Raw genomic sequence first — 24,270 nt, 5'->3', positions numbered from 1 at the left:
CTGATTTCGGCGAGTGGGGCGGTCGTTCACGACCGCCCCACTCGTGTGTCCTTGGAAAGGATTGGGTGTGACCTCCGAGGGTGATGCGAGGGAAAACGAATCCGGCCGGTCCGGGTCGGAATTCGGTCCGCCGTTGGGGGAGTTCGGGCCGCCCGTTTCGGAGTTCGGTCCGCCCGTTTCGGAGTTCGGTCCGCCGATGAGCGCCGACGCTGGACCGCTCTGGGAGGTGCCGCAGCAGCCGACCGACCCCGAACTCAGCTGGCGTCCCGCGGGCGACCCGGAGGCGACGCTCGCACCGCCGCCGCAGTATCGCGCGCCGGATTCCACGGTTCACGCCGAACGGCTGCCCGCGCCTGCCGAGCCCGAGCAACCCGCCGCGGAGACCGCGCGCCCGCAGCCCATAGACGGCGAGCAGGACTCATGGTGGAACCGGCCGACCGCCGAGGGCGGCGTACCGAAACCGCCTCTACCGTCCGAGTCGGGCCTGTCCTGGGCCGAGGACCCGATCGCCATGCGGCTGGCGCTGCGCGTACCTGCAACGCCTCCGCCCGCCGGCCGGTCCGGTTCCTCGGCTCGGGGGCGTGTACTCGGCGCGCTTGCGGCGGTGGTCGTGCTGATCGCGCTGACGGTGACCATCATCGCAGTCTCACGCGACAACGGGGACACCAGCGCCGCTCCCGACGTCGGCGGCACCACGGCGGCGTTGAGCTGCCCGTCCAGCAAGGACGGCACAGTGACCGTCGGCAACGGCCCCGGCGACACCGCCAGTGGGGCCGGGGCCATTCTGGGGTTCCAGAACGCGTTCTACGTTGCGCGCAATGGGGAACGGGCCAGGTCGTTCGTTGCGTCGGATGCGGATTTTTCGACCGCCACCGTCCTCCAGAAGGCCATTGATGAGCAGATCCCGGTGGGCACCACGCATTGCGTGCGGATCACCCAGTTGGGCCAGGACACCTTCGACGTCGACCTGACCGAGCATCGCCCCAACGGCACGACGATCGTGTACCAGCAGAGTGTCACAACCGTCGACAGGGACGGCAGGAAACTGGTCTTCGTCATCCGGGAACGGTGACATCCTCTCATATATTGGGAATAGGATTTCATATCCTGGTAGCGGTGTGTGAGAGTGAGGTCTCACCATCGTGGCGCCCCTCGGAGGTTTCATGTCGCCGACCACTCCACCGCTGGCCCGGCACCTCGAAGGCCTGACGAGTTCGGCGATTCGCGACCTGTTGAAGCTGACCGCCCGCGACGACGTCATCAGCCTGGCCGGTGGGCTGCCCGACGAGCAACTCATGCCGCGCGATCGGATCGCGCTGGCGGCCGAGTCGGCTCTCGCGGACCGCGCACGGCTGCAGTACACCGAATCGGCGGGCTGGGGACCGCTGCGCGAGGTGCTGGCGGCACGCGAGACGGCACGACTCGGTCGGCCGGTGCCGCTCGAGGAGGTGTTCGTCACGCACGGCTCGCAGCAGGCGCTGTCGCTGCTTGCCGAGGTGCTGCTGGATCCAGGCGCTCTCGTCGTGGTCGAGGATCCGGCGTATGTCGGCGCGCTCCAAGTGTTTCGGGCTGCGGCAGCGCGAATCGTGACGGTTCCGCTGGATGCCGAGGGCATGCGGATCGACGTGCTGGTCGAACTGCTCGGCCGTGGGGAGCGCCCCGCGCTGGTGCACACAGTGAGCAATTTCCACAATCCGCGTGGCGTCACCATGAGCCTGCCGCGTCGCCGCGAACTCGCCGAACTCGCCGAACGGTACGGATTCTGGGTGATCGAAGACGATCCGTACGGCGAGCTGTGGTTCGATCGGCCATCGCCGGAGCCGGTTGCGCGCTACTCGGCCAACGTGATCCGGCTGTCGAGTGCGTCGAAGACGCTGGCGCCGACACTCCGGGTGGGGTGGATGATCGCACCGAATACGGTGTGCCGTGGCGTGGAGTTGCTGAAGCAGGGTGCGGACCTGTGTGGTTCGGCGCTGACTCAGCAGATCGCCGCCGACCTGCTCGACGACACCGATTGGCTGGAGGCGCATCTGGACAAGATCCGGCGCGTCTACGGTGAGCGGGCGCGCGTCTTGGTGGGGGGTATGCGCGAGCGCTTCGGTGACCGAGTGGTGAGTACCGAAGCCGCTGGCGGCATGTTCGTGTGGGTCGACTTCACCGATGGAACCGACACCGTGGACCTGCTACCGCGCGCGGTCGATCTCGGCGTAGCCTACGTCCCCGGCGAGGCTTTCTCGATGTCCGGCGCCCACCGCGATTCGATGCGCCTGTGCTTCACCACTTCCGAGGCGGATACCCTTCAGCAGGCGACCGTCCGCTTGGCCCATGCAGTAGGTGAATAACTGTGTTTGTTCGGCCGCGGCGTGTTCGCGGCCGCTAATCTACCCAGCCGTAGGTACGTTCGACGGCCTTGTCCCATGCTTCGAGGTGCTTGGTCCGGTCCGCGTCCGACATGGTCGGGTGCCAGGTCTTGTCGGCCGCCCAGTTGGCGCGGATATCGTCGGTGCTCGGCCAGAAACCGACGGCCAGACCCGCCGCGTAGGCGGCGCCGAGCGCGGTGGTCTCGTTGACCACGGGGCGCACAACGGGCGCGTCGAGAATGTCGGACTGGAATTGCATGAGCAGGTCGTTGCCGACCATGCCGCCGTCCACCTTCAGTGTGGTGAGCTCTAGGCCGAGGTGTTCGGACTCGGCGTCGGCGCGCATCGCGTCGACGACTTCGCGGGTCTGGAAGGCGGTGGACTCGAGCACCGCCCGCGCGAGATGCGCTTTGGTGACGAACCTGGTGAGCCCGGCGATCACACCCCGCGCGTCCGGTCGCCAGCGCGGCGCGAACAGCCCGGAGAAGGCGGGGACGATGTAGGCGCCGCCGTTGTCGGCGACGCTGCGGGCCAGCGGCTCGATCTCGTCGGCGGCGGAGATGATGCCGAGATTGTCGCGAAACCACTGCACCAGCGAGCCGGTGACCGCTATGGCGCCCTCCAGCGCGTACACGGCGTCCGCGTCACCGAGGCGATAGCACACCGTGGTGAGGAGACCGTGCCTGCTGAACACCGGCGTGGTGCCGGTGTTCAGCAGCATGAAATTGCCGGTGCCGTAGGTGTTCTTGGCCTCGCCGGGCGCCAGACATGCCTGGCCGAAGGTGGCGGCCTGCTGGTCGCCGAGAATGCCGGCCACAGGTACCCCGGCCAACGGCCCGGAATTGATCTCCGCGTACACCTCCGAGGAGCTACGGATTCGCGGCAACATCGCCTCCGGCACGCCGAACTCCGCGCAGATCCGCGAATCCCACTGCAGCGAACGAAGATCCATCAACATGGTGCGCGAGGCATTGGTCACGTCGGTGAGGTGCTCGCCGGTGAGGTTCCACAGCACCCAGCTGTCGACCGTGCCGAAACACAGCTCGCCCGCCTCGGCGCGGGCCCGCGCGCCCTCGATATTGTCGAGGATCCAGCGCAGCTTCGGCCCCGCGAAGTAGGTGGACAGCGGCAGGCCGGTGCGGTCCTGGTAGCGGGTCGCTCCCGCCTCGCCGCCCAGCTCGGTGCACAGCCGATCGGTGCGGGTGTCCTGCCAGACGATGGCGTTGTGCACCGGCTTGCCGGTGTTGCGATCCCACACCACCGTAGTCTCGCGCTGATTGGTGACCCCGGCCGCGGCGATGTCGTCGCGGGTGAGCCCGTTGCGCTCCAGCACCTCGCCGAGCACGAGTTCGACATTGCGCCAAATGGTTTCGGGATCGTGCTCGACCCAGCCTGGCCGTGGGAAGATCTGTTCGTGTTCCCGCTGGGCGACACCGACGACGCGGCCCTGGCGGTCGAAGACGATGCACCGACTCGAGGTCGTGCCTTGGTCGATGGCGGCCACATAGCGACGCATGTGTTGTATTTTGCAGCGCTGTGTTTGTTTTTGCTGTGTCTTTGGCCGCGCGGGCGCGGCGGGTTCGCGGCCCCCTGAGCCGGGCCGCGAACGGGGAATGCTCGGTCTCGCTGCGCTCGGAACCGGGGAATGGGCCGATGGGCGTGCGGTAGGTTGCGCCCTCGATTTGACCGGAGGTGCCCACGACGTAGCGAGCCCGACCCTCGGTTCACGCCCGCAATGAGGGGTCGGGCCGGTGCGGTTGCGAGGGCCGCGCGATGGCCGGCCGCTCGGTTAGGGTGGTCTTGTTACCGAAGAGTAGTGCATGACGACACGGACGCGTCCGGTCGAGCAACGGCGATTCGCCTAGCCTGGAGTCGAACGGCTCGATCGGATACATCCGCATCGGTTGGAGGAGTCGAGCATGACCAAGAAACCGGTTTCGCAGTTCCTCGGCCCGGAGCAGCGCAGAACGGCGTGGGAGCGCTTCGACAAGGATCATTTCGACGTGGTCGTGGTCGGCGGTGGCGTGGTCGGCGCTGGGATCGCCCTGGACGCGGCGACCCGGGGCCTGCAGGTCGCACTGGTCGAGGCGCGCGATCTCGCCTCGGGCACCTCCAGTCGCTCGTCGAAGATGTTCCACGGCGGACTGCGTTATCTGGAGCAGTTGGAGTTCGGACTGGTGCGCGAGGCCCTGCGGGAACGTGAACTCGCGCTGTCGACCCTGGCGCCCCATCTGGTGAAGCCGCTGCGCTTCCTGTACCCGCTGACCCATCGAGCGTGGGAGCGTCCGTACGTCGCGGCCGGGCTGGTCCTCTACGACACCATGGGTGGTGCCAAATCCGTCCCTGGACAACGACATCTCACCCGTGCCGGCGCGTTGCGGCTGGCGCCGGGGTTGCGGCGCGACGCACTGATCGGCGGCGTCAGCTACTACGACACGGTGGTCGACGACGCGCGCCACACCATGACCGTGGCCCGCACCGCCGCACACTACGGTGCGGTGATCCGTGCCTCCACCCAGGTGGTCGGTTTCCTGCGCGAGGCCGACCGGGTGGTGGGCGTGAAGGTGCGCGACACCGAGGACGGGCGCACCGGAGAAGTGCGTGGACACGTGGTGATCAACGCGACCGGCGTGTGGACCGACGAGGTCCAGGCTCTCTCCCAGCAGAGGGGCCGGTTCCACGTCCGCGCCTCCAAAGGGGTGCATATCGTGGTGCCGCGCGACCGGATCGTCAGCGACACCGCGATCATTCTGCGCACCGCGTCCTCGGTGTTGTTCGTCATCCCGTGGGGTACGCACTGGATCATCGGTACGACCGACACCCACTGGAACCTCGACCTCGCGCATCCGGCGGCCACCAAGGCCGACGTCGACTACCTGCTCGACCGGGTGAACCAGGTGCTGGTCACCCCGCTCACCCCGGACGACATCGACGGTGTGTACGCGGGACTGCGGCCGCTGCTGGCGGGCGAGAGCGACGAGACCTCCAAGCTGTCGCGTGAGCACGCCGTCGCTCGGGTGGCACCCGGACTGGTCGGCATCGCGGGCGGCAAGTACACCACCTACCGCGTGATGGCCTATGACGCGGTAGACGAAGCGGCACAGGACATTCCGGCCCGGGTCTCGCCCTCGATCACCGAGAAGGTGCCGCTGCTCGGCGCGGACGGCTACTTCGCGCTGGTCAATCAGACGGTGCAGCTGGCCGAGGCATACGGTGTGCACCCGTATCGGATCAAGCACCTGCTCGACCGCTATGGCTCGCTGATCGACCAAGTGATGGCCTTCGCCGATGGCAAACCCGAACTATTGCAGCCGCTCACGGACGCTCCGTCGTATCTGCAGGTGGAGGCGGTATACGCGGCGGAAGCCGAGGGCGCGCTGCACCTGGACGACATTCTGGCCCGGCGGACCAGGATCTCGATCGAGTACCCGCACCGGGGCGCCAACTGTGCCGAACAGGTGGCCGGATTGGTCGCGCCGATCCTGGGCTGGGACGCGGACGAGATCGACCGGGAAGTCCAGACCTATCAGGCGCGCGTCGAGGCGGAGATCCGCTCGCAGACCCAGCCGGACGACGCCTCCGCCGACGCCCTCCGCGTCGCGGCGCCCGAACCCCGGCCGGAACTCCTGGAGCCCGTGCCATGGGAAGGCTGATCCAACCGTCTGCCCGAGCTTCGTGCTAGACCACCTGTGGCAGCCTCATCCAGATCGGGTGGGTTGGTCGAGTGTCAAGGATGCGGCGACATCGTCGACACGGGCGCGCGCGGGGATTCCGGGGCGCGGGTCGACGAATTCGGGTGCAGCAGAAGGTAAGTGAACGCGACGGTGGCGAGGGCCGCCATGGCGGCGACCAGAAGACGCATGGAGATCGCGAGGAGCAGCCGCGTGCTCGATTGCGATACCGTCGTCATGTGTCTGCTCCCGTGCTGGATCCGGCCTGCCACACTGCATGTCGTGGCGCGGGCGTGGATCGTTAGCAATGGAGTGGCGAATTACATTCCAGTCGCGGCATCCCGCCTGATCCAGGTAGCCGGCATCGGCTGACAGCGCGGGCAGAAGTAGATACCGCGTTCTCGTTGGACGACACGGTCGGAGTCGGGAGCGGTGTCGCCGAGCAGGTCGGCGACCAGCGGTGTACCGCAGCGTTGGCACGGGCGGTGCGTGCGGCCAAAGGCCAGCGGGCGGCGCGGGGGTTTGTCGACGGCCTCGGTCAGCACCCGGTGCGCCTCGTTGGCCAGCGCGAACAGGTCAGGGATGTCGCCGACCCTGGTGGCCGGGTGGATTCGGCGCAGAAAGCACACTTCGCTGCGGAAGATATTGCCGATGCCGGCAAGATTGCGCTGGTCGAGCAGCGCTACGCCGATAGCTTGATTCGGATACCGCTTCAGCCGCCGGACGGCTTCGGCCGCGTCCCAATTCGACCCGAGCAGGTCCGGCCCGAGGTGGTCGACGATCCGGTGCTCCTCGCTCACCCGCACCACCTCGACAGTGCCCAGCGAGAACCCGACGGCCTCCACCTCGTCGGTGCCCAGCACGACCCGCGCGGCAACTCGGGGGCCGGTCCACCGCTGCCCGCAGTGGAAGACGCGCCAGCTGCCCTCCATCTTGAGGTGGCTATGGATGCTCCAGGTCGGCGTTCGGATGAATAGATGCTTCCCATAGCTGCCGACGCTCTCGACCACCTGTCCGCGCAGGTCGACCGTCGCGAACCGCGGCACGCGGAAATCGCTGCGGGTCAGTTCTTTGCCGGCCAGCGCGGCACGGAGACGTCCGGCGGTCAGGTAGACCGTGTCGCCCTCAGGCATACGGCGGCTCCGGCTCCGCGGCGTCGGCTCCGCGGCTCACCCAAGTGTGCGGGTTCACGGGCGGCTCCGCAGGCGCAGCCCGCGTGGGGTGGCGGAGAAGCCCGCCTCGGTGAGGAAACCGGCGAAGGTGTTTCCGTGCACGGAGTCGCCGTTGACGCGGTCGATCACCAGCGAGTCCACCCGGCGGCGATGCACCAGGTCGGCCAGCGCCTGCGCGGCACGGCGGCGAGCCTCCGGGGCCTCGGTGAAGGTCAGCAGGGTCTTGCCGCCCCGTTCCAGGTACAGGACCAGTTCACCGTCGACGAGCACGACGAGGGCCCCGGCTTTGCGTCCCGGCCGATGTCCGCCCTCGACGTCGCCCTTCGGCCAGGCCAGCGCGGCGCCGTACGGGTTCGCGGGATCCGACGCCGCCAGTGCCAGCGCCGTGCCGGTCGGCTGCCTGGACTCGGGACGAGTGCGTTCGGTGTCGAAGGAGCGCAGCCGGTCGACCACGTCAGTGGTGGAGAACTGGGCGCCGCCCAGCGAGTCGACGAAATAGCCTCGGCGGCAGCGCCCACGATCTTCGAACTCGGTGAGCACCCGATACATCAGCGCGAACCCGCCGGGCACACCCTCGTTCTGCACCGAGCCTCTGGTCAGCACCCCGTATCGCTCCAGCAGCAGGTCCGCGGTCGCGTGCGCGCGCACGGTGTTGTCCGATATCCGCTCCGGCAGCAGCGACCACCGCCCGGCGACCGCGGGCGGGCCGGATCGGGTCGGCATGCTCGGTCGGGGCAGGTAGGCCCGGCCGCGCGGCGCGCGGCGCGGTGTCCGGTGCGCGGTGGTGGTCCGCGTCGTGCCGGACAGCAGCGCACGCACAGGCGCAAACGTGTCGCCGGAAACTATGCCCGCCCAGACCAATTCCCATAGCGCAGCGGCTACCGCACTGTCGTCGAGCAGGCCGGTCGCATCGGAGAGCTGCCGGAAGAAGAACGCGCCGCCGGCCTGCGGTACCGGAACGAGTTGGGGGGCGCCGGAGGCGGAAGCGTCCGACCACACTGCCGCGGAGTGTTCGGAGGGTGATCGTCGTCCGGCGGCGCCCCGATTCGCGCTCGTGGAGCCGGGCCCGCTCCCGTCGGGTGCCTGCGCATGGTTCGCCGAGTCACGAGCATTCTGCGGCGTTCGGCGCGCCGAGCGTTGGTCGGTCGAATCCGTGGGCATCCCGAAGTCTTCCCCGGTTTCGCCGCGCGAATGCGGTTCATCGAGCGACACCGGTGCTCGGCCGAGCGGGTCCTCGGCGGGAGGAAGCGGAGTCCTCGGCACCAGGGACGCGCCAAGCGCGGTGAGCAGTCGCAGTTGAATCTCGGAGAGGTCGATGTCGTCCGGTGGCGTCAAGGTGAACGGGGCTTGATCGGCCAGGTGCAGGGCGATCCAGCCGTCCTTGGCGGTGATGGCGCCGTGGCCGGACCAGATCACCTCGCCGGTCGCCATGAGTTCGTCGAGCATGGCGGGGGAGTAGTCGCGCACCCGCGCGGGCAGGACGAGCGATTCCCAGGCTGACGCCGGAATCGGGACGCCCGCGAGCTGTTCCACGACGGTCGCCACGCCGTCGACGCCGCGCAGCTCGCCCGTGTCGATGTGCTGCCATGAGGCAAGGAAGCAGCCGAGCGCGGCGGTCGAGACCGGCTCGACATCGTGCCGTGCCGCGGCGAGTGACCGGCGGCGCAGGCGGCGCAGCACCTGTGCGTCGCACCATTCCGAGCCGGTGGCGGCGGGCGTGAATTCGCCCTCCACCAGCCTCTTTTCGGCGGCGAGCCGACGCAGCGCGGTGGCGGCGACGGCGGTTCCGAGACCGAACCGCGCCGCGACCGCTTCGACGCCGAACGGGCCGTGTGTGCGGGCGTAGCGGCCGACAAGGTCACCGAGCGGGTCGGCCACCGGTTCGATGAAAGCCGACGGCGTGCCGATCGGCAACGGCACTCCCAGCGCGTCGCGCAGCCGCGCCGCATCCTCCACCGCCACCCACCAGCTCCGGCCCGCGAACGAAACCTCCAGTGCTCGACGCGAAGACGCGAGCCCGGCGAACCAGGGGGCAGGGTCCTCATCGCAGCGCTCGGCGGCCTCGGCGGTGGTGAGCGGACCGAGCAGCCGCAGCAGATCCGCCAAGCCCTCGGCGTCTCTGGCGCGGCGTTCCGGTGTCAGCCGCTGCAATTCCCGTTCGGTCTGCTCGATGACCGTGGCGTCCAGCAGCTCGCGCAGCTTGACCCGGCCGAGTAGTTCGGCGAGCAGCCCGGAGTCGAGTGAGAGGGCGGCGGCGCGGCGCTCGGCCAGCGGGCTGTCCCCGTCGTACATGAACTGCCCGATGTAGTCGAACAGTAGGGCGTTCGCGAACGGTGACGGCGTCGCTGTCGCCACCTCGACCAGCCGCAACTGGCGTCGCGCCACCCGTCCGAGCAGGTCGCGCAGCGACGGCAGGTCGTAGACGTCACGCAGGCATTCGCGCACCGTCTCCAGCAGGATCGGGAACTCGGGAAACTTGCGTGCGACGTCGAGCAGTTGGGCCGAGCGCTGACGCTGCTGCCACAGTGGTGCGCGCTTGCCCGGGTCGCGGCGGGGCAGCAGCAGTGCGCGCGCCGCGCACTCGCGGAATCGGGAGGCGAACAATGCCGAGCCGCCGACCTGCTCGGTGACGATGTCATCGATCTCGTCGGGCTCGAAGACGAACAGCTCGGCGCCGGGCGGATCGTCCGTGGTGTCGGGCAGCCGCAGGACAATGCCGTCATCGGAGGCGTTCGGCGTGGCGTCCACGCCGAACCGCTCGCGCAGCCGCGCCCCGATGGCCAGCGCCCACGGCGCGTGCACCGGCAGGCCGTACGGCGAATGCAGGACCAGCCGCCAGTCGCCGAGCTCGTCGCGGAACCGCTCGACCACCAGGGTGCGATCGGTGGGCAGCTGTCCGGTCGCGGTGCGCTGTTCGTCCAGCAACGTGATCAGGTTCGCCGTCGCGTTGTCGTCGAGTCCGGCCGAGCCCATGAGTTGTGTGATGCCGTCGTGCGCCCGTCCCGTGACGGGATCGGCGGACTTTCGCCGCGATGGCCGCTGAGCGGACGTGTCGGCCGGGCGGCCGGGTTCTGCGTGCTCAGCTTGCGCGTAAGAAGTCACCGAACCAACGGCTACCGAGCCCGGCGCGACCGAACCGGGTGCAGGCACATCCGACGCCGCCGCGTCAGGGGACCTCGACTCCTCTGGCGCGGCAATGCCCTTGCGTCGCATCGGTTTTCGCGTATCCCCCGCGGGGATCGACTCGGAGGCGCGCTGCTGTCCGACCATGCGTACGAACTCGCCGAGCGCCGCACCGAGTTCCGCGGGCCGCCCGAGCCCGTCGCCGTGCCAGAACGGCAACCGGCCCGGCTGTCCGAACGCGGGTGTCACAAGCACCCGGTCGAATGTGATCTCTTCGATCCGCCAACTTGTCGCGCCGAGCGCGAACACGTCGCCGACCCGCGACTCGTAGACCATCTCCTCGTCGAGTTCGCCAACCCGTGACGCCTTCTCACCGACCATGTACACCGCGAACATGCCGCGGTCCGGAATCGCTCCTCCCGAGGTCACCGCCAGGCGTTGCGCGCCGGGCCGCCCCGTCAGCGTTCCCGCGTCGCGGTCCCAGACCAGCCGGGGCCTCAGCTCGGCGAACTCGTCCGAGGGATACCGGCCCGACAGCAGATCCAGCACCGACTCGTAGGCCGAACGCGGCAGTGACGCATAACTTCCCGTGCCGCGAACGACCTCGAACCACGCGTCGACGTCGATCGGGTCGAGAGCGCACGCGGCGACCGTCTGCTGGGCGAGGATGTCCAGCGGGTGCGCGGGAATCTGGATCGCCTCGATCCGCCCCGCGGCCATCCGCTGGGCGGCCACCGCGCAATGGATGACGTCGGTGCGATGCTTCGGGAAGATCACCCCTCGCGAGATCTCGCCGACCTGGTGTCCGGCCCGTCCGATCCGCTGCAACCCACTCGCCACCGAAGGCGGCGCCTCCACCTGCACCACGAGATCGACCGCGCCCATGTCGATGCCGAGCTCCAGGCTGCTGGTCGCGACGACGCAGCGCAGCCGTCCGCTCTTCAAATCGTCTTCGATCAGCGCGCGCTGCTCCTTGCTCACCGAACCGTGGTGGGCCCGCGTCAGCAGTGCTCCAGCGCCGTGGGTCACCTCGGTGGACGGCCCGAGCTGGGCGGGCGGCTTGTGACCGGCGCGCGCCGTATCGGGCATGGTCTCCACCGGCTGCTCGTCGAGCCTCGCCGCATAGGCCTCGTTCAGCCTGGCCGTGAGACGCTCGGCCAGCCTGCGGGAGTTCGCGAACACGATCGAGGACCGATGTTCCAGAACGAGGTCCACGATCGCTTCGTCCACATGCGGCCAAATCGATCCCGGCTGGTCGGAGTCGCCCGGCTCGGTCATGTCCGGCACCGGCACGCGCACCGACAGGTCGAACGTCTTCGGTGCGGGCGGCGCGACCAGCGTGATCGGCGCGTTGCCGACCAGGAACCGACCGACCTCCTCCGGGGGGCGGACGGTGGCGGACAGGCCGATCCGCTGCGCGGGCCGCTCGGTCAGCAGGTCGAGCCGGGCCAGCGACAACGCCAGATGTGCGCCGCGCTTGGAACCGGCGATCGCGTGCACCTCGTCCACGATCACCGTGCTCACATCCCGCAGCGTCTCTCGTGCCGCCGAGGTGAGCATCAGGAACAGCGATTCCGGCGTCGTGATCAGGATATCCGGCGGGGTGCGCTGCAGAGACCGGCGCTCCGCGGCGCTGGTGTCGCCCGAGCGGACTCCAACGGTGATCCGCGGTGAATCGAGTCCGAGCCGCATGGCGGTCTGCGTGACGCCGACCAGCGGCGCACGCAGATTGCGCTCCACGTCCACCGCGAGCGCCTTCAAGGGGGAGACGTAGAGCACCGAGGTCCCGGTCTTCTCGGCGGGCCGTTCCCGCGTCGCCAGCCGATCGATCGCCCAAAGGAACGCCGAGAGCGTCTTCCCTGACCCCGTCGGCGCGATGACCAGCGTGTGGTCGCCCGCCGCGATGGCATCCCACGCCCCGAGCTGAGCGGATGTCGGCCCAGGGAACGCGCCGTCGAACCACTCCTTGGTCGCACGGGAGAACTGGGCCATGGCATCAGTGTGCACCCAGACACCGACAAGCACGTCCGCACCGTTCCACGAGCGAAGCGGGAGCAATCGAGGTACGGCCGTCGGCGTCGCGCCGTACGCTTCGATCCGTGCAAAAGGTGCTCAGAGTCGACCTGGTCAGCCATGGTATGACCGAGGCGATGCGAAAGGCACGTTTTCCGGTCGACGAATCGCTGACCGAGGCAGGCCGCCGGGCTATCGCCGAGTGTGGACCGCTCGCGGCCGCGCGGGTGCTCACGGGCCCCGAGCGCAGGACCGTGGAAACCGCTGCCCTGCTGGGGTTGCCCGGCGACGAGGACACCCGGCTGCGCGATCTGGACGCGGGCGCGTGGCGCGGCGGGGAACTGATGTCGGTGCCACAGGACGAGCTGTACGCCTGGCTCACCGACCCCGCGTTCCGCGGGCACGGTGGCGAGTCCGTGGTGGATGTGATCGAGCGAACCAGGAACTGGATGGCGGAGGTCGCCGCGGCGGGGAAGTCCACCATCGCGGTCACCCATCCAGCCGTCATTCGGGCGGCGCTGTTGGTGACCCTGGACGCCCCGCCGAAATCGTTCTGGCGAATCGACATCCCGCCGGGCAGCGTCACCCGTCTGCACTATCGCGGCGAATGGACGCTGCACTTCACGGCTTGACGCGCTGGTTCCCGCCGATCACGATTGCCGGCCGTCGGTTCGTCGACGCCGTCGCGGGCTCGACCGCCTCGGGCAGACGTCGGCAGGCCCACCGCCGCGTCCACCTGCGAACCCAAGCGGCCTCGGAGTATGTCTCCGGGGCCGCTTGGTCCGGTGTGGCTAGCAGCTGACCGGTGCGGGTTCGCCGCGGAACCTGGCGTCGATGTAGTTCCATGCCTCGGCGAATCCGGCGATGGCCGTGGTCATGTGCTCGGCGATCTCGTAGGGGCGGAACTGTACCCGAGCCCCTGCCCTGCAATACCGGTTGGCGACCTCGGCGACGGGGCCGAAGGCGGTGAGCTGGTCGAAGCGGCCCTGCCAGATGAAAGTCGGAACGGTCGGCACGCCCTCGAAGTAGCGCAGGCTGTTCTCCCGCAGCACAGAGAGCGCTTCCGGGACGTCCATCAGATTCTTGGACGCCGCCATCTGTTCCGCGCTGTGGAAGGCGCCCTCGTGGAGCAGGAACCGGCGGCAGGCATCGTGCGTGAGATCCCGGAACCACAGCCCGGTTTCGTTGAGCTGATCAGAGATCGGCAACCGGTCCGGGTATTCGCGTTCCAGCCCCATGGCCGCGGCGAAGGCCAGGCCGAACCCGGGGTGCGGGTTGAAGCCGAGCGCGTGTGCCATCTCCCCGAGGTCGGCGGGGATGCCGCCCGCGACGGCGGCGGTGAGGTGCAGGTCCGGCGCGTAGGTGGGTTGCATCGCGGCCGCCCACGCGGTGGCCAAACCGCCGCCCGAGTAGCCGGCGAGGGCGACCGGCGAGTCGGCCAGGCCGAGCTCGGCGACCTTGCGCACGGCCCTGACGCTGTCGAGGGTCATCATTCCGCCCAGCCGCGCCGCGCCGTAGGCGGAGGTGGGGCCGAAATAGTCCGGGACCGAGACCGCCCAGCCGCGTCTGATGGGCAGCATCATGCCGGCCGCGTCGTCCAATTCGCCGTTGAACAGCGAGCGCGACGGGCTGCACCGGGTGCCGAGGGAATTGATCAACGCCTGGTAGGAGACCAGCGGCGGGTTCTGCACCCCGGGGGGCAGCAGGACGGTTGTGACTCCCATGACGGGATTGCCTTGCGAGTTGGTGGAGCGGAACGCCACCTGCCAGCTGTCGGTCCCCGCGAAAGGACCGCTGTCGATCCTGCGGGCGCGCACCACGTCACCCGGCTGAAGTGCGCCAAGGTTCGGCGGCGCGGCGTAGAAGGGATCGGGATCCGGGGTGGGATACAGTGGCTGTGCTGTCGCGGGTGGGCCGAGCAGGCCGACCGAGAAGATGCTCAACAGTAGGATCGCGATCCGGAACACGACTCTGGTCACGGTTTTTCCTTCGAAGGTCAGCCGCCACCGATACACCGACCGACGGGGCTCATTCCCTAGGTCGGCATCTCGGATGGATCGGCACGGCATGGGAAGTCGCAGCGAACCACCTTGTTCACTGCGTGGATCGAAAGAAGGCAACGGCAGCCGGAGCGAACGCAAAATGTTTGCTGAAGATTAGCACGCTCTTCGGCTTTGGGGTAGGCGATAGCCGAAGAGGGGACCCCGTCCGTTGCGGCAGATACCGCAGAGCTGGATATTGGCTGCTCAGGCGAGGCTCAATACCGCCCGGTTGCCCAGTGGGTGCCGCAGGCCGACCACGACCACGCCGTACTCACGCTTTTGCTCCGAATTAGCGCCCTGGCACGGCGGCATGCCACGGTGCAGGCCACGGATGAGCTTCACGCTCACCAGCTCGGCCGATTCCTCGACCTGCGCTGTGAAGCCGATGCTCGGGCAGCCGACCGGTCCCGGGATGTGGATCGCGAGCCTGTCCGTGCCGTCTTCGATGTCATACGCCGAGAAGGCCATCACCGAACTGGTCTCGAGATCCGCCGAATGCGGGACGACGACCATCGCTCCGCCCGCGAAGTGCCGGGGGCCGGGGTCGGCCGGCATCCCCGTCGGCGCACCCGCGGTTGCGTCTGCCGAGGGCGTGACGCCCGAGTCTGCCGGAGGGGCCTGCTGCCCACCGCACGCGGTCAACCCCGCGACCGCGGTCATCGCGACGATTCCGGACGCGACCCTCCTCCGCATACCCATTCCTCCACCTTCACATAGCTCCCCCTCGACATTGCGGAGGCAGTGTTCTTCGGCCGTGGCGAAGAGGGAACGGTCGATATCGCTGCGCTCGGAAGCGGGAGTAGGGCCTCTGTGGTCGCGTTCGCGTGCGGGTATCGCGGCGGGATCGGTCGTGGCTCGCCTGCTTGCCCGGGCGACATCCTCGCCGCCGCGATAGCGTCCGTGTACGCCGGTACATCGACCTCACACCCTGCATAGGTGATGCTCAACTTGATCTCTGGAAATTGGGCAGAATGCTTAATTTTTGGACAGACTATTGTGCGTTCAGTTCTTTCAGGGCCAGGATGGCGGCAACAAGTGCTCAATGGTGCGAGGTGCCCGATCGGTGCCGAGCGGACGGGTGGATTTGGATGACCGAGCTCGCTGACCGCGATCTGATCGCAGCCCCCTATGACCTTGCCGACCGTTACCGCGTCGGCGCGGGGACCGTTGTCCTCACCGGCGTCCAGGCGATCGCCCGGCAGTTGGTCGAGCAGCACGTGCGTGACCTGCGTGCCGGTCGCCGGGTAGGCACGTTCGTGTCGGGGTATCAGGGCAGTCCGCTCGGCGGCGTCGACAAGATGCTGGCCGGGATGCCCGATGTCCTCGCCGAGCACGATATCTCTTTCGTCCCAGGGTTGAACGAGGAACTGGCCGCCACCTCGGTGTGGGGCAGTCAGGCGGACCTGCCCGCCGGCGACGCCACCCACGACGGCGTCGTCGGGGTCTGGTACGGCAAGGGTCCCGGGCTCGACCGTGCGACCGACGCCCTGCGGCATGCCAATATGTACGGCGCGAACGCCCGTGGCGGCGTTCTGCTTCTGGTCGGTGACGATCCGGCGTCGAAATCCTCCACCGTGCCGGCGGCGAGCGAGCGTTCGCTGGCGGCCATGAACATCCCGGTGCTGTTCCCGCGCAACGCCCGCGAGATCATCACCATGGGCCTGCACGGTGTCGCGCTGTCGCGCGCCTCGGGATGCCTCGTGGCGCTGAAAATCGTCGCCGACGTCGCGGACGGCGCGTGGACCGTCGAGGGTTCGGTCGGCGACATCGACATCGTCATGCCCGAGCTCGACTGGGACGGTGCCCCATTCACCTATCGCCAGCGTCCGATGGCCGCGCCGACCGACAGCGTGCTCGCCGAAGCCGACCTCTACGGTCCGCGTTGGGAGCTGGTGCAGGCCTACAGCACGCGCAACGGCCTGGACGTGATCGAGGTGAACCCGGTCCGCGCCACGGTCGGGATCGCCGCGACCGGAACGACCTTCGATGCCGTCCGCCAGGCGCTGATCGACCTGGGCGTGGACGATGACGCGCTGCACCGCGCAGGAGTGCGGCTACTGCGCATCGGCATGCCGTACCCCATCGCACCCGAGCGGGTCCTGGAGTTCGCCGACGGGCTCGCGCGACTGATCGTCGTCGAGGACAAGACCGCTTTCGTCGAAACCCAGATCCGGGACATCCTGTACGGCACTCCGGGCGCGCCCGAGATCGTCGGCAAACGCGACGCCGAGCGTCGTCCGCTGTTCGCGACCGACGGCGAACTCACCACCGGACGCATCACTCCGCCGCTTCGCCGCGCACTCGACGGCTATATCGACATGAAACGAACTCTGCCACAACCGATTTCGCTGTCTGTCCTGCCTGTCAAGCGCGCTGCCTACTTCTGCAGTGGTTGCCCGCACAACCGCTCCACCGCGGTGCCGGCCGGCTCGTTGGCAGGCGGCGGGATCGGCTGTCACACCATGGTGACCATGTCGGGCCGCGCCGACAGCAAGGTCACCGGGTTGACTCAGATGGGTGGCGAGGGCGCGCAGTGGATCGGTCAGGCCCCGTTCACCGACGTGCCGCACCTGTTCCAGAACATCGGCGACGGAACGTATTTCCACTCCGGCCAGCTCGCAGTGCAGGCGTGCGTCGCCGCCGGCGTGAATATCACCTTCAAGCTTCTGCACAACGACGTCGTCGCGATGACCGGTGCGCAGCACGCCGAAGGCGCGCTCACGGTGCCGATGCTCACGCACAAGCTCTCCACCGAGGGTGTCCGGCAGGTCATCATCTGCGCCGACGAACCCAAGCGTTACCGGAAGCGCGATCTCGCGGCCGGAACCCTACTGTGGCACCGGGATCGCCTCGACGAGGCCCAGCGCACCCTTCGTGAAATCCCCGGTGTCACGGTGCTCATCTACGACCAGCACTGCGCCGCCGACGCGCGGCGGCAGCGCAAGCGTGGTGCACTCCCGGTGCGCCGCACCCGGGTGATCATCAATGAGGCGGTGTGTGAGGGCTGCGGCGACTGCGGGGTCAAGAGCAACTGCCTCTCGGTCCAGCCGGTGGACACCGAATTCGGCAGGAAGACCAGGATCGACCAGACTTCTTGTAACACCGACTACAGCTGCCTGGACGGCGACTGTCCATCGTTCGTCACGGTCGAGCTGCCGGATCCGGCGAAGGCGAAGCGGCGCATCAGGATTCGGCACGCCCAGCCGCCGCGACTGCCCGAACTCCCCTTCGTCACGCCGACGTCGACGTCGAACGTTCTTCTCGCGGGGATCGGCGGCACCGGCATCGTCACCGTGAACCAGGTGCTGGCAACCGCGGCGGTGCGTGCCGGTTACGAGGTGGCGAGCCTGGACCAGATCGGAATGAGCCAGAAAGCCGGCCCGGTCGTCTCGCACTTGCGGTTCGCGCTCGGCGAACTGGAACCGGCCAACCGGCTGACGCCCGCCTCGGCAGACTGCATCGTGGCCTTCGACCTGCTCGCCGCCACCGACAACAAGAATCTCGCCTACGGCTCGAAGGCGGTCACCAGCTCCGTCGCGTCGACCAGCAAGACGCCGACCGGCGACATGGTCTATGACAAGTCGGTCGCCTACCCGGACGAGAGTCTGCTGTTGTCCCGGCTGGAACAGGTGTCGCGCTCGGTGTGGTCGTTCGATGCGCTGGCCGCGGCCGACGTGCTGTTCGGCAACACCGCCGCTGCCAACTTCCTCCTGGTGGGCGCCGCCTACCAGATCGGCGGCCTGCGGCTGCCCGCCCCGGCGATCGAGGAGGCCATCGCGATCAACGGTGTCGCGGTCGAGGCGAATATCGCTGCCTTCCGTTGGGGACGAGTGGCGGTGGCCCGGCCCGACGAGTTCGCCGCGGCCACCAGCCGGCACCGGCGGTCGAAGTCCGAGATCGCCATTCCGGCGGACCTTTTCGAGGGGCTCACCGCGGCGGGGGAGACCCGGCGGCTGGTCGAGTCGCGGGCCGCCGAGCTGGTCGGATTCCACAGCGCGAAGGTTGCTTGCGAGTACGTGCGAACTGTGCAACAGATCTGGGAGGCACAGACCCAGCTGGGTGACCGCACCGAGTTCAGCGAGCAGGTGGCGCGCGGCCTGTACAAGTTCACCGCCTACAAGGACGAGTACGAGGTGGCGCGGCGGCTCACCGATCCGGACTTCCTGGACGACGTGGCCGCGCAGCTGCCCGACGGTGCGAACTTGACCTACCGGCTGCACCCGCCGATCCTCCGCGCGATGGGGCGCGAGAAAAAGATCGGCATCGGGCCCAGGAGCCACTTCGCACTGCGTCTACTGGCCAAGGGAAAGAGGCTGCGCGGCACCAAGCTCGACCCGTTCGGCTACGCGCACGTGCGCCGGGTCGAGCGCGCCCTGCTCGAGCACTACATCGAGATGGTGACCACCCTCGCCGACACCCTGGACGCCTCGAACTACGACCGTGCCGTCGAGGCCGCGAGCCTGCCCGACCTGGTACGCGGCTACGAGGACATCAAGCTCGCCAACGTCGAGCGCTACTGCGACCGCCTGTCCGAACTCGGCATCGAGCCGCCGCGCGTCTGAGGGCGCCGATGCGCTCCTCAGGCGTTCCGGTCGACCATCGGTAGGAGCCCGTGAACAGGCACCACAACGTCGACGACTCCATTCATGGCGGAGCCCGCGGATGCCAGCCGGCGCGGCCAGACTGCCCACTGCGGCAACCCCGCCGGAGTCCGCGCGACCGTTGGTACCAGCGACAGGGCGGGCGGCTCAATCGCCATAGTGGCCACGGCAGGCGATGACGACCACGCCGTCCTCGTCGGCACGGTAGACGATGCGGTGTTCGTGGTCGATGCGCCGCGACCACCAGCCGGTCAGATTCTGCCGCAACGGCTCAGGCTTGCCGATGCCTTCGGCGTTGCCGTTGCGGCGAATCTCCTCGATCAGCCGGTTGAGCTTCTTCAGCGTCGGCCGGTCTTGCTGCCAGCTCAGATAGTCGATCCCACCGGTGTCGGTGAAGGTGAGTTTCCGGCTCACGCGTCAGTGCCCTCGGCGTCGTCCACATCGATGAGTTCACGAGCGTGCACCTGCCCGGCGTCGGCCTGGGCGATACCCTTGGCGAGCCACGCGGCGTTGGCGGCGTTGGACAGGAGGTAGGTGGTTTCCTTCATCGCCTCCCACTCCCGCAGGCTGATGACGACAGCAGCTTCTTTGCCCCCACTGCGCGTGATGACGACCTCGTCGTTGTCTTCGGTGGCGGCGTCGAGAACTGCGGCGAAGTTGGCACGAGCTTCACTGGCATGCATAGCACGCATGGCGACTCTCCGAGTTTCGATAGCAATAGTTGGATCAACAGCCAATATGCCTCATTGCGTACATAATCGTGTACAACGATTGGCGGTGCCGCGATCATCAGTTCACCGACCTGCGCCCCGGCGGGGCGCACCTGACGGACTCTGTTGAATCACCGACCGGCAGCGACCACTCCGCTCAGGCAGGTATCTAGGGCTGTTCCAGCATGTCGAACGGGATGGTCGCCTCGACAGGGTCATCCAGCAACAGCACACGCCGATGGACGGTGTGAACTCGATAGCGACGACCGGACCAGTCGAGGCGATATTCTTCGATCTCCTCGATCCGTTCTTCCTTCTGGTCCAGCCGGACGATCAGGTAATGAGGAATGCCCGCAGTGGCGTACTGAATTCGCTTGTCGGTGATATCGACGTCGATGGTCGATTCGGAGGTAACCTCGACCATCAGCAGAATGTGCTCACACACGGAATTGACGTCATACAGCTCGCAGTCTCGGATCCAGATATCGGGATAGCGGATGTTCAATCGACGATCCGCTGCCGACGACTCCGCATCTGCGAATCGTGCGGCAACGTCGGAATCCACCACCATGCACGGCCCACCATCACGTCGCGCAGTCTCCAGCATCCCAGCCAGCCGCCGGACAACCCGGCTGTGCAGGGGACTCTGTGCCAGCAGCCGGACCACGCGCCCGTTCACGATCTCGATGTCACCGAGCCCAGCCGCCTTCCCCTCGATGAACTCCTCAGCAGTCAGACGCAGTTCGTGTTGCTGATCGGGAGCGCTCATACCGGAGATCATCGCAGACCGGGTCACACCTGACGGACTATCCCCGACACGAGACGTGCCCCCCGAGGCGGGGCGCTGGATCGCACAATGCGAAGTGGCCCGGAGATATCTCTCCGGGCCACTTCGCGTAGTAGCGGGGACAGGATTTGAACCTGCGACCTCTGGGTTATGAGCCCAGCGAGCTACCGAGCTGCTCCACCCCGCGTCGGGTATGCACAACACTACACAGGTGTGCGCGTAACACCGAATCGTGCAGGTGGAGGGGGGTGTGGAGGGTTGCTCAGCCGAACTTTATGCCCTGCGCGAGGGGTAGTTCGGTGGAGTAGTTGACGGTGTTGGTGGCCCGGCGCATGTAGGCTTTCCAGGCGTCGGAACCGGATTCACGGCCACCGCCGGTTTGCTTCTCCCCGCCGAAGGCGCCGCCGATCTCGGCGCCGGAGGTGCCGATGTTGACGTTGGCGATACCGCAGTCGGAGCCGTCGGCGGCGAGGAAGCGCTCGGCCTCGCGCTGGTCGGTGGTGAAGATCGACGACGAAAGGCCCTGTGGCACTTGGTTGTGCAAGGTAATCGCGCGGTCGAAGTCGTCGTAGGTGAGCACGTACAGAATCGGTGCGAAGGTCTCCTCGCGCACCACGGCGGTCTGCGCGGGCATGCGCACGATGGCGGGCCGCACGTAGTAGGCGTCGTCGCCGAATCCCTCCACTCGCTCGCCGCCGCAGACCAGTTCGCCGCCGTCCGCGAGCGCCTTGTCCAGCGCGGCACGCATCCCGGCGTAGGCCCTGCCGTCGATCAGCGGACCGACGAGAACCCCGTCGTCGAGCGGATTGCCAACGGGCAGTTGTCGATACGCGCGCTCGAGTCGGTCGACCAGCGGGCCGATCACGTCGCGGTGCGCGATCAGCCGCCGCAGCGTGGTGCACCGCTGCCCGGCCGTGCCCGCCGCCGCGAACACGACCGCCCGTGCCGCCAGCTCCAGATCTGCCGACTGTGTGACGATGGCGCCGTTGTTGCCACCCAGTTCCAACAGGCAGCGCCCCAACCGATCGGCGACCCGTGGTGCGACGAGCCGGCCCATCCGCACCGAGCCGGTCGCGCTGACCAGCGCTACCCGCTCGTCCTCCACCAGCCGGGACCCGACTTCGCTCGCGCCCTGAATCAGTTGGTGCACTTCAGGATCCGCGCCGACATCGACGGCGGCGCGCCGCAGCAGGGCGTGACAGGCCACCGCCGTCAGCGGTGTGGTCTCCGACGGCTTCCACACCACGGTGTCGCCGCAGACGAGCGCGACCGCCGTATTCCACGCCCATACCGCGACCGGGAAGTTGAACGCCGAGATCACCCCGACCACGCCGAGTGGGTGCCAGGTCTCCATCAATCGGTGCCCCGGCCGCTCCGACGGCATGGTATGTCCGTACAGCTGCCGGGAGAGTCCGATGGTGAACTCGCAGATGTCGATCATCTCCTGCACCTCGCCCGCGGCCTCGGCGGGGATCTTGCCCGCCTCCAGCGTCACCAGCTCGGCCAGCTCACTCTTGTGCGCGGTGAGCAGCTCCGCCAGTCTGCGTACCACCGCGGCCCGGACGGGGGCCGGATCGCGGCGCCACGCCTGGAATGCGCTGGCGGCCCGGCCGATCGCGGCGTCGACCTCGTCGAGCGAGCTCGGGCGCAGGGTCAGCAGCTGTCCTCCGGTGATCGGAGTGCGCGCGGGCAGCTCGCCGGGCTCGGGCGGGCGCGCGCCGAGTCCGTGCAATACCGCGGCCGCGCGAGCAGCGAGTTCCTGGGTGGTCTTGGCGCCGAGTACTTCAGTCATGTGTTGTTCCGCCGTACCTTTCAGCCGCGTCGCGGCGTATCTATCCCACATAGCGGGAGGGTGGGGGTCAGGTTTCGGACACGGGGCGGGCCGCCTGGGTTAGCCTTCGCTGATGGCGGATACACCGGCTCGACCCGTACTCGATGACATCGATCGCCTGCTGATTCGTGAACTGATGGCCGATGGACGGGCCACGCTGTCGAATCTGGCCGAAAAGGCAAGTCTGTCGGTGTCCGCCGTACAATCACGGGTCCGTCGACTGGAGGCACGCGGCGTGATTCGCGGATACACCGCGCACGTCGATCCCGAATCTCTCGGCCAGCTCTTGTCGGCATTCGTCGCGATCACTCCTCTCGACCCGTCTCAACCCGATGACGCCCCCGCGGTGTTGCAGCACATCCCCGGTATCGAGGCATGCCACTCGGTCGCGGGCGACGAGAGCTACGTCCTGCTGGTGCGCGTCGCGTCCCCGAGACACCTCGAGCAGCTGCTGCAGGAGATCAGAGCGACCGCCAATGTCAGAACCCGAAGCACCATCATCTTGCAGACATTCTATGACAGGTAGCCATAGCACGTAATTAATCCTCTGTTCTGTAGAGATTCCGTAAATATTTACGTACCCTCGGGGGCGTGACCATCGAACTGGAACGCACCCGCCCGGCGGTCACCCCCGCCGCCCGGGTACATGAGATCTTGTCGGCCAGCATCCTTGCCGATGGCTTCGATTTGGTGCTGGATCTACGGCAGTCCCGCGGCTGCCGTCTCGTCGACGAACGTGACGGCAGCTCCTACCTCGATATGTTCGGCTTCTTCGCGTCCAACGCGCTGGGCATGAACCATCCCGACCTCGCCGACGATGAGGAGTTCCGCGCCGAGCTCGTCACCGCGGCGCTCAACAAGCCGAGCAACTCCGACATCTACACCGTCGAGATGGCCCGCTTCGTCGAAACCTTCGTGCGGGTGCTCGGCGATCCACGGCTACCGCACCTGTTCTTCATCGACAGTGGCGGCCTGGCGGTGGAGAACGCGCTCAAGATCGCGTTCGACTGGAAGTCCAGGCATAACGAATCCCACGGCCGCGCACCGGAACTCGGCACCAAAGTGCTACATCTGACCGGCGCGTTCCACGGCCGCACCGGCTACACCATGTCGCTCACCAATACCGACCCGGTGAAGACCGCGCGCTTCCCCAAGTTCGACTGGCCCCGCATCAAGGCGCCGTACCACACCGAAGCATTCGATATCGAGGACGCCGAGGCGAGTGCTCTGGACCAGGCGCGGCGCGCGTTCACGGAATACCCGCACGACATCGCATGTTTCATCGCCGAGCCGATTCAAGGCGAAGGCGGCGACCGGCATTTGCGTCCGGAGTTTCTTCAGGCCGTGCAGCGGCTGTGTCACGAGAACGACGCGCTGTTCGTGCTCGACGAGGTGCAGACCGGTGTCGGCATGACCGGAACCACCTGGGCCTACCAGCAACTCGGACTCGAGCCCGACGTGGTCGCCTTCGGCAAGAAGACTCAGGTGTGTGGCGTGATGGCGGGCGGGCGCTTGGACGAGGTGCCCGACAACGTATTCGCGGTCAGCTCCCGGCTCAACTCGACCTGGGGTGGCAACCTCACCGATATGGTGCGCACCCGGCGCATCCTCGAGGTGCTCGAGCGCGACGAGCTGATCGAACGGTCTCGTCTGCTCGGCGCGCACCTGCTCGATCGGCTGGAATCGCTGGCCGTCGATCACACCGACGTCAGTGAGCCGCGCGGGCGCGGACTGATGTGCGCGATCACCCTGTCCTCGGTCCGGCTGCGGGACGAGGTGCTCACCTCGTTGCGCGAGCGCGAGCACGTGCTGATCCTCGGAACCGGCGAGCGGGGCATCCGCTTCCGCCCGCCGTTGACGGTCACCGCCGCCGAACTGGACGAGGCGGTCGACGCGCTGGACAGGGTGCTGACCGGTCTCGAATCACTCGCGTAACGGGATGGTCCGGGCATTCCGGTGT

16 protein-coding genes, 1 tRNA gene and 2 pseudogenes are annotated in these 24,270 nt (G+C 67.8%); 7 read left to right on the top strand and 12 right to left on the bottom strand.

Annotated elements, in window-relative coordinates:
- Nucleotides 1–67 precede the first annotated feature (67 nt).
- On the top strand, nt 68–1,072 hold the full coding sequence (locus AB0H00_RS14950) for a hypothetical protein (RefSeq protein WP_357265947.1): 1,005 nt from the start codon (nt 68–70) through the stop codon (nt 1,070–1,072).
- Nucleotides 1,073–1,163: 91 nt separating this feature from the next.
- On the top strand, nt 1,164–2,342 hold the full coding sequence (locus tag AB0H00_RS14945; RefSeq protein WP_357265945.1) for a PLP-dependent aminotransferase family protein: 1,179 nt from the start codon (nt 1,164–1,166) through the stop codon (nt 2,340–2,342).
- 34 nt (nt 2,343–2,376) lie between these two features.
- Here AB0H00_RS14945 and glpK read toward each other — a convergent pair whose 3' ends face one another.
- A complete protein-coding gene (gene glpK, locus AB0H00_RS14940) occupies nt 2,377–3,876 on the bottom strand; it encodes a glycerol kinase GlpK (protein ID WP_357265944.1) in 1,500 nt (499 codons plus the stop codon).
- A gap of 403 nt (nt 3,877–4,279) precedes the next feature.
- Here glpK and AB0H00_RS14935 point away from each other — a divergent pair, with 403 nt between their 5' ends.
- Nucleotides 4,280–6,013: a glycerol-3-phosphate dehydrogenase/oxidase gene (locus AB0H00_RS14935; RefSeq protein WP_357265942.1), complete on the top strand. Its 1,734-nt coding sequence runs from the start codon at nt 4,280–4,282 to the stop codon at nt 6,011–6,013.
- 74 nt (nt 6,014–6,087) lie between these two features.
- Here AB0H00_RS14935 and AB0H00_RS14930 read toward each other — a convergent pair whose 3' ends face one another.
- From AB0H00_RS14930 to AB0H00_RS14915, 4 genes and pseudogenes are all read right to left on the bottom strand, one after another.
- Nucleotides 6,088–6,270, bottom strand: coding sequence for a hypothetical protein (locus AB0H00_RS14930; RefSeq protein WP_357265940.1), 183 nt, complete (start codon nt 6,268–6,270; stop codon nt 6,088–6,090).
- An 81-nt stretch (nt 6,271–6,351) separates the two neighbouring features.
- Complete coding sequence (locus tag AB0H00_RS14925) at nt 6,352–7,164, bottom strand: DNA-formamidopyrimidine glycosylase family protein (RefSeq protein ID WP_357265938.1); 813 nt, start codon at nt 7,162–7,164, stop codon at nt 6,352–6,354.
- 54 nt (nt 7,165–7,218) lie between these two features.
- A pseudogene (locus AB0H00_RS14920) lies at nt 7,219–8,148 on the bottom strand (ATP-dependent helicase); the annotation flags it as partial.
- 387 nt (nt 8,149–8,535) lie between these two features.
- A pseudogene (locus tag AB0H00_RS14915) lies at nt 8,536–12,288 on the bottom strand (ATP-dependent helicase); the annotation flags it as partial.
- Between the two features lie 137 nt (nt 12,289–12,425).
- Here AB0H00_RS14915 and AB0H00_RS14910 point away from each other — a divergent pair.
- The gene (locus tag AB0H00_RS14910; protein ID WP_357265936.1) at nt 12,426–12,971 is read left to right on the top strand and encodes a histidine phosphatase family protein; all 546 of its coding nucleotides are present in this window, start codon (nt 12,426–12,428) and stop codon (nt 12,969–12,971) included.
- Nucleotides 12,972–13,130: 159 nt separating this feature from the next.
- Here AB0H00_RS14910 and AB0H00_RS14905 read toward each other — a convergent pair whose 3' ends face one another.
- Nucleotides 13,131–14,318, bottom strand: a complete 1,188-nt coding sequence (locus AB0H00_RS14905) for a lipase family protein (RefSeq protein WP_357265934.1) — start codon at nt 14,316–14,318, stop codon at nt 13,131–13,133.
- A 267-nt stretch (nt 14,319–14,585) separates the two neighbouring features.
- The gene (locus AB0H00_RS14900; protein ID WP_357265932.1) at nt 14,586–15,074 is read right to left on the bottom strand and encodes a hypothetical protein; all 489 of its coding nucleotides are present in this window, start codon (nt 15,072–15,074) and stop codon (nt 14,586–14,588) included.
- Nucleotides 15,075–15,469: 395 nt separating this feature from the next.
- On the opposite strand from AB0H00_RS14900, the gene AB0H00_RS14895 reads away from it, so the two are divergent.
- The gene (locus tag AB0H00_RS14895; protein WP_357265930.1) at nt 15,470–18,943 is read left to right on the top strand and encodes an indolepyruvate ferredoxin oxidoreductase family protein; all 3,474 of its coding nucleotides are present in this window, start codon (nt 15,470–15,472) and stop codon (nt 18,941–18,943) included.
- A 186-nt stretch (nt 18,944–19,129) separates the two neighbouring features.
- On the opposite strand, the gene AB0H00_RS14890 is transcribed toward AB0H00_RS14895, so the two are convergent.
- From AB0H00_RS14890 to AB0H00_RS14870, 5 genes are all read right to left on the bottom strand, one after another.
- Entirely contained in the window at nt 19,130–19,396 is a 267-nt protein-coding gene (locus AB0H00_RS14890; protein WP_357265928.1) for a Txe/YoeB family addiction module toxin, read from the bottom strand.
- The gene (locus tag AB0H00_RS14885) at nt 19,393–19,674 is read right to left on the bottom strand and encodes a type II toxin-antitoxin system prevent-host-death family antitoxin (RefSeq protein ID WP_357265926.1); all 282 of its coding nucleotides are present in this window, start codon (nt 19,672–19,674) and stop codon (nt 19,393–19,395) included. The genes AB0H00_RS14890 and AB0H00_RS14885 overlap by 4 nt, the downstream gene beginning before the upstream one ends.
- 187 nt (nt 19,675–19,861) lie before the next feature.
- On the bottom strand, nt 19,862–20,461 hold the full coding sequence (locus AB0H00_RS14880; protein ID WP_357265924.1) for a Uma2 family endonuclease: 600 nt from the start codon (nt 20,459–20,461) through the stop codon (nt 19,862–19,864).
- A gap of 131 nt (nt 20,462–20,592) precedes the next feature.
- Nucleotides 20,593–20,666: transfer RNA gene (locus AB0H00_RS14875), tRNA-Met, on the bottom strand.
- Nucleotides 20,667–20,741: 75 nt separating this feature from the next.
- A complete protein-coding gene (locus AB0H00_RS14870; RefSeq protein ID WP_357265922.1) occupies nt 20,742–22,271 on the bottom strand; it encodes an aldehyde dehydrogenase family protein in 1,530 nt (509 codons plus the stop codon).
- Nucleotides 22,272–22,383: 112 nt separating this feature from the next.
- Here AB0H00_RS14870 and AB0H00_RS14865 point away from each other — a divergent pair, with 112 nt between their 5' ends.
- Both AB0H00_RS14865 and lat read left to right on the top strand, forming a co-directional pair.
- A complete protein-coding gene (locus AB0H00_RS14865; RefSeq protein ID WP_357265920.1) occupies nt 22,384–22,836 on the top strand; it encodes an Lrp/AsnC family transcriptional regulator in 453 nt (150 codons plus the stop codon).
- 65 nt (nt 22,837–22,901) lie between these two features.
- Nucleotides 22,902–24,245 carry an L-lysine 6-transaminase gene (lat, locus tag AB0H00_RS14860; RefSeq protein WP_357265918.1) on the top strand — a complete coding sequence of 448 codons (1,344 nt, stop codon included), beginning with the start codon at nt 22,902–22,904 and terminating at the stop codon, nt 24,243–24,245.
- Nucleotides 24,246–24,270: the final 25 nt, after the last annotated feature.

This window comes from Nocardia sp. NPDC023852 (assembly GCF_040639505.1).
In the GTDB taxonomy this organism is placed as follows: Bacteria; Actinomycetota; Actinomycetes; order Mycobacteriales; family Mycobacteriaceae; genus Nocardia.
The sequence above is the reverse complement of the archived record's forward strand: the minus strand, read 5'-3'. Positions and strand labels throughout refer to the sequence as shown.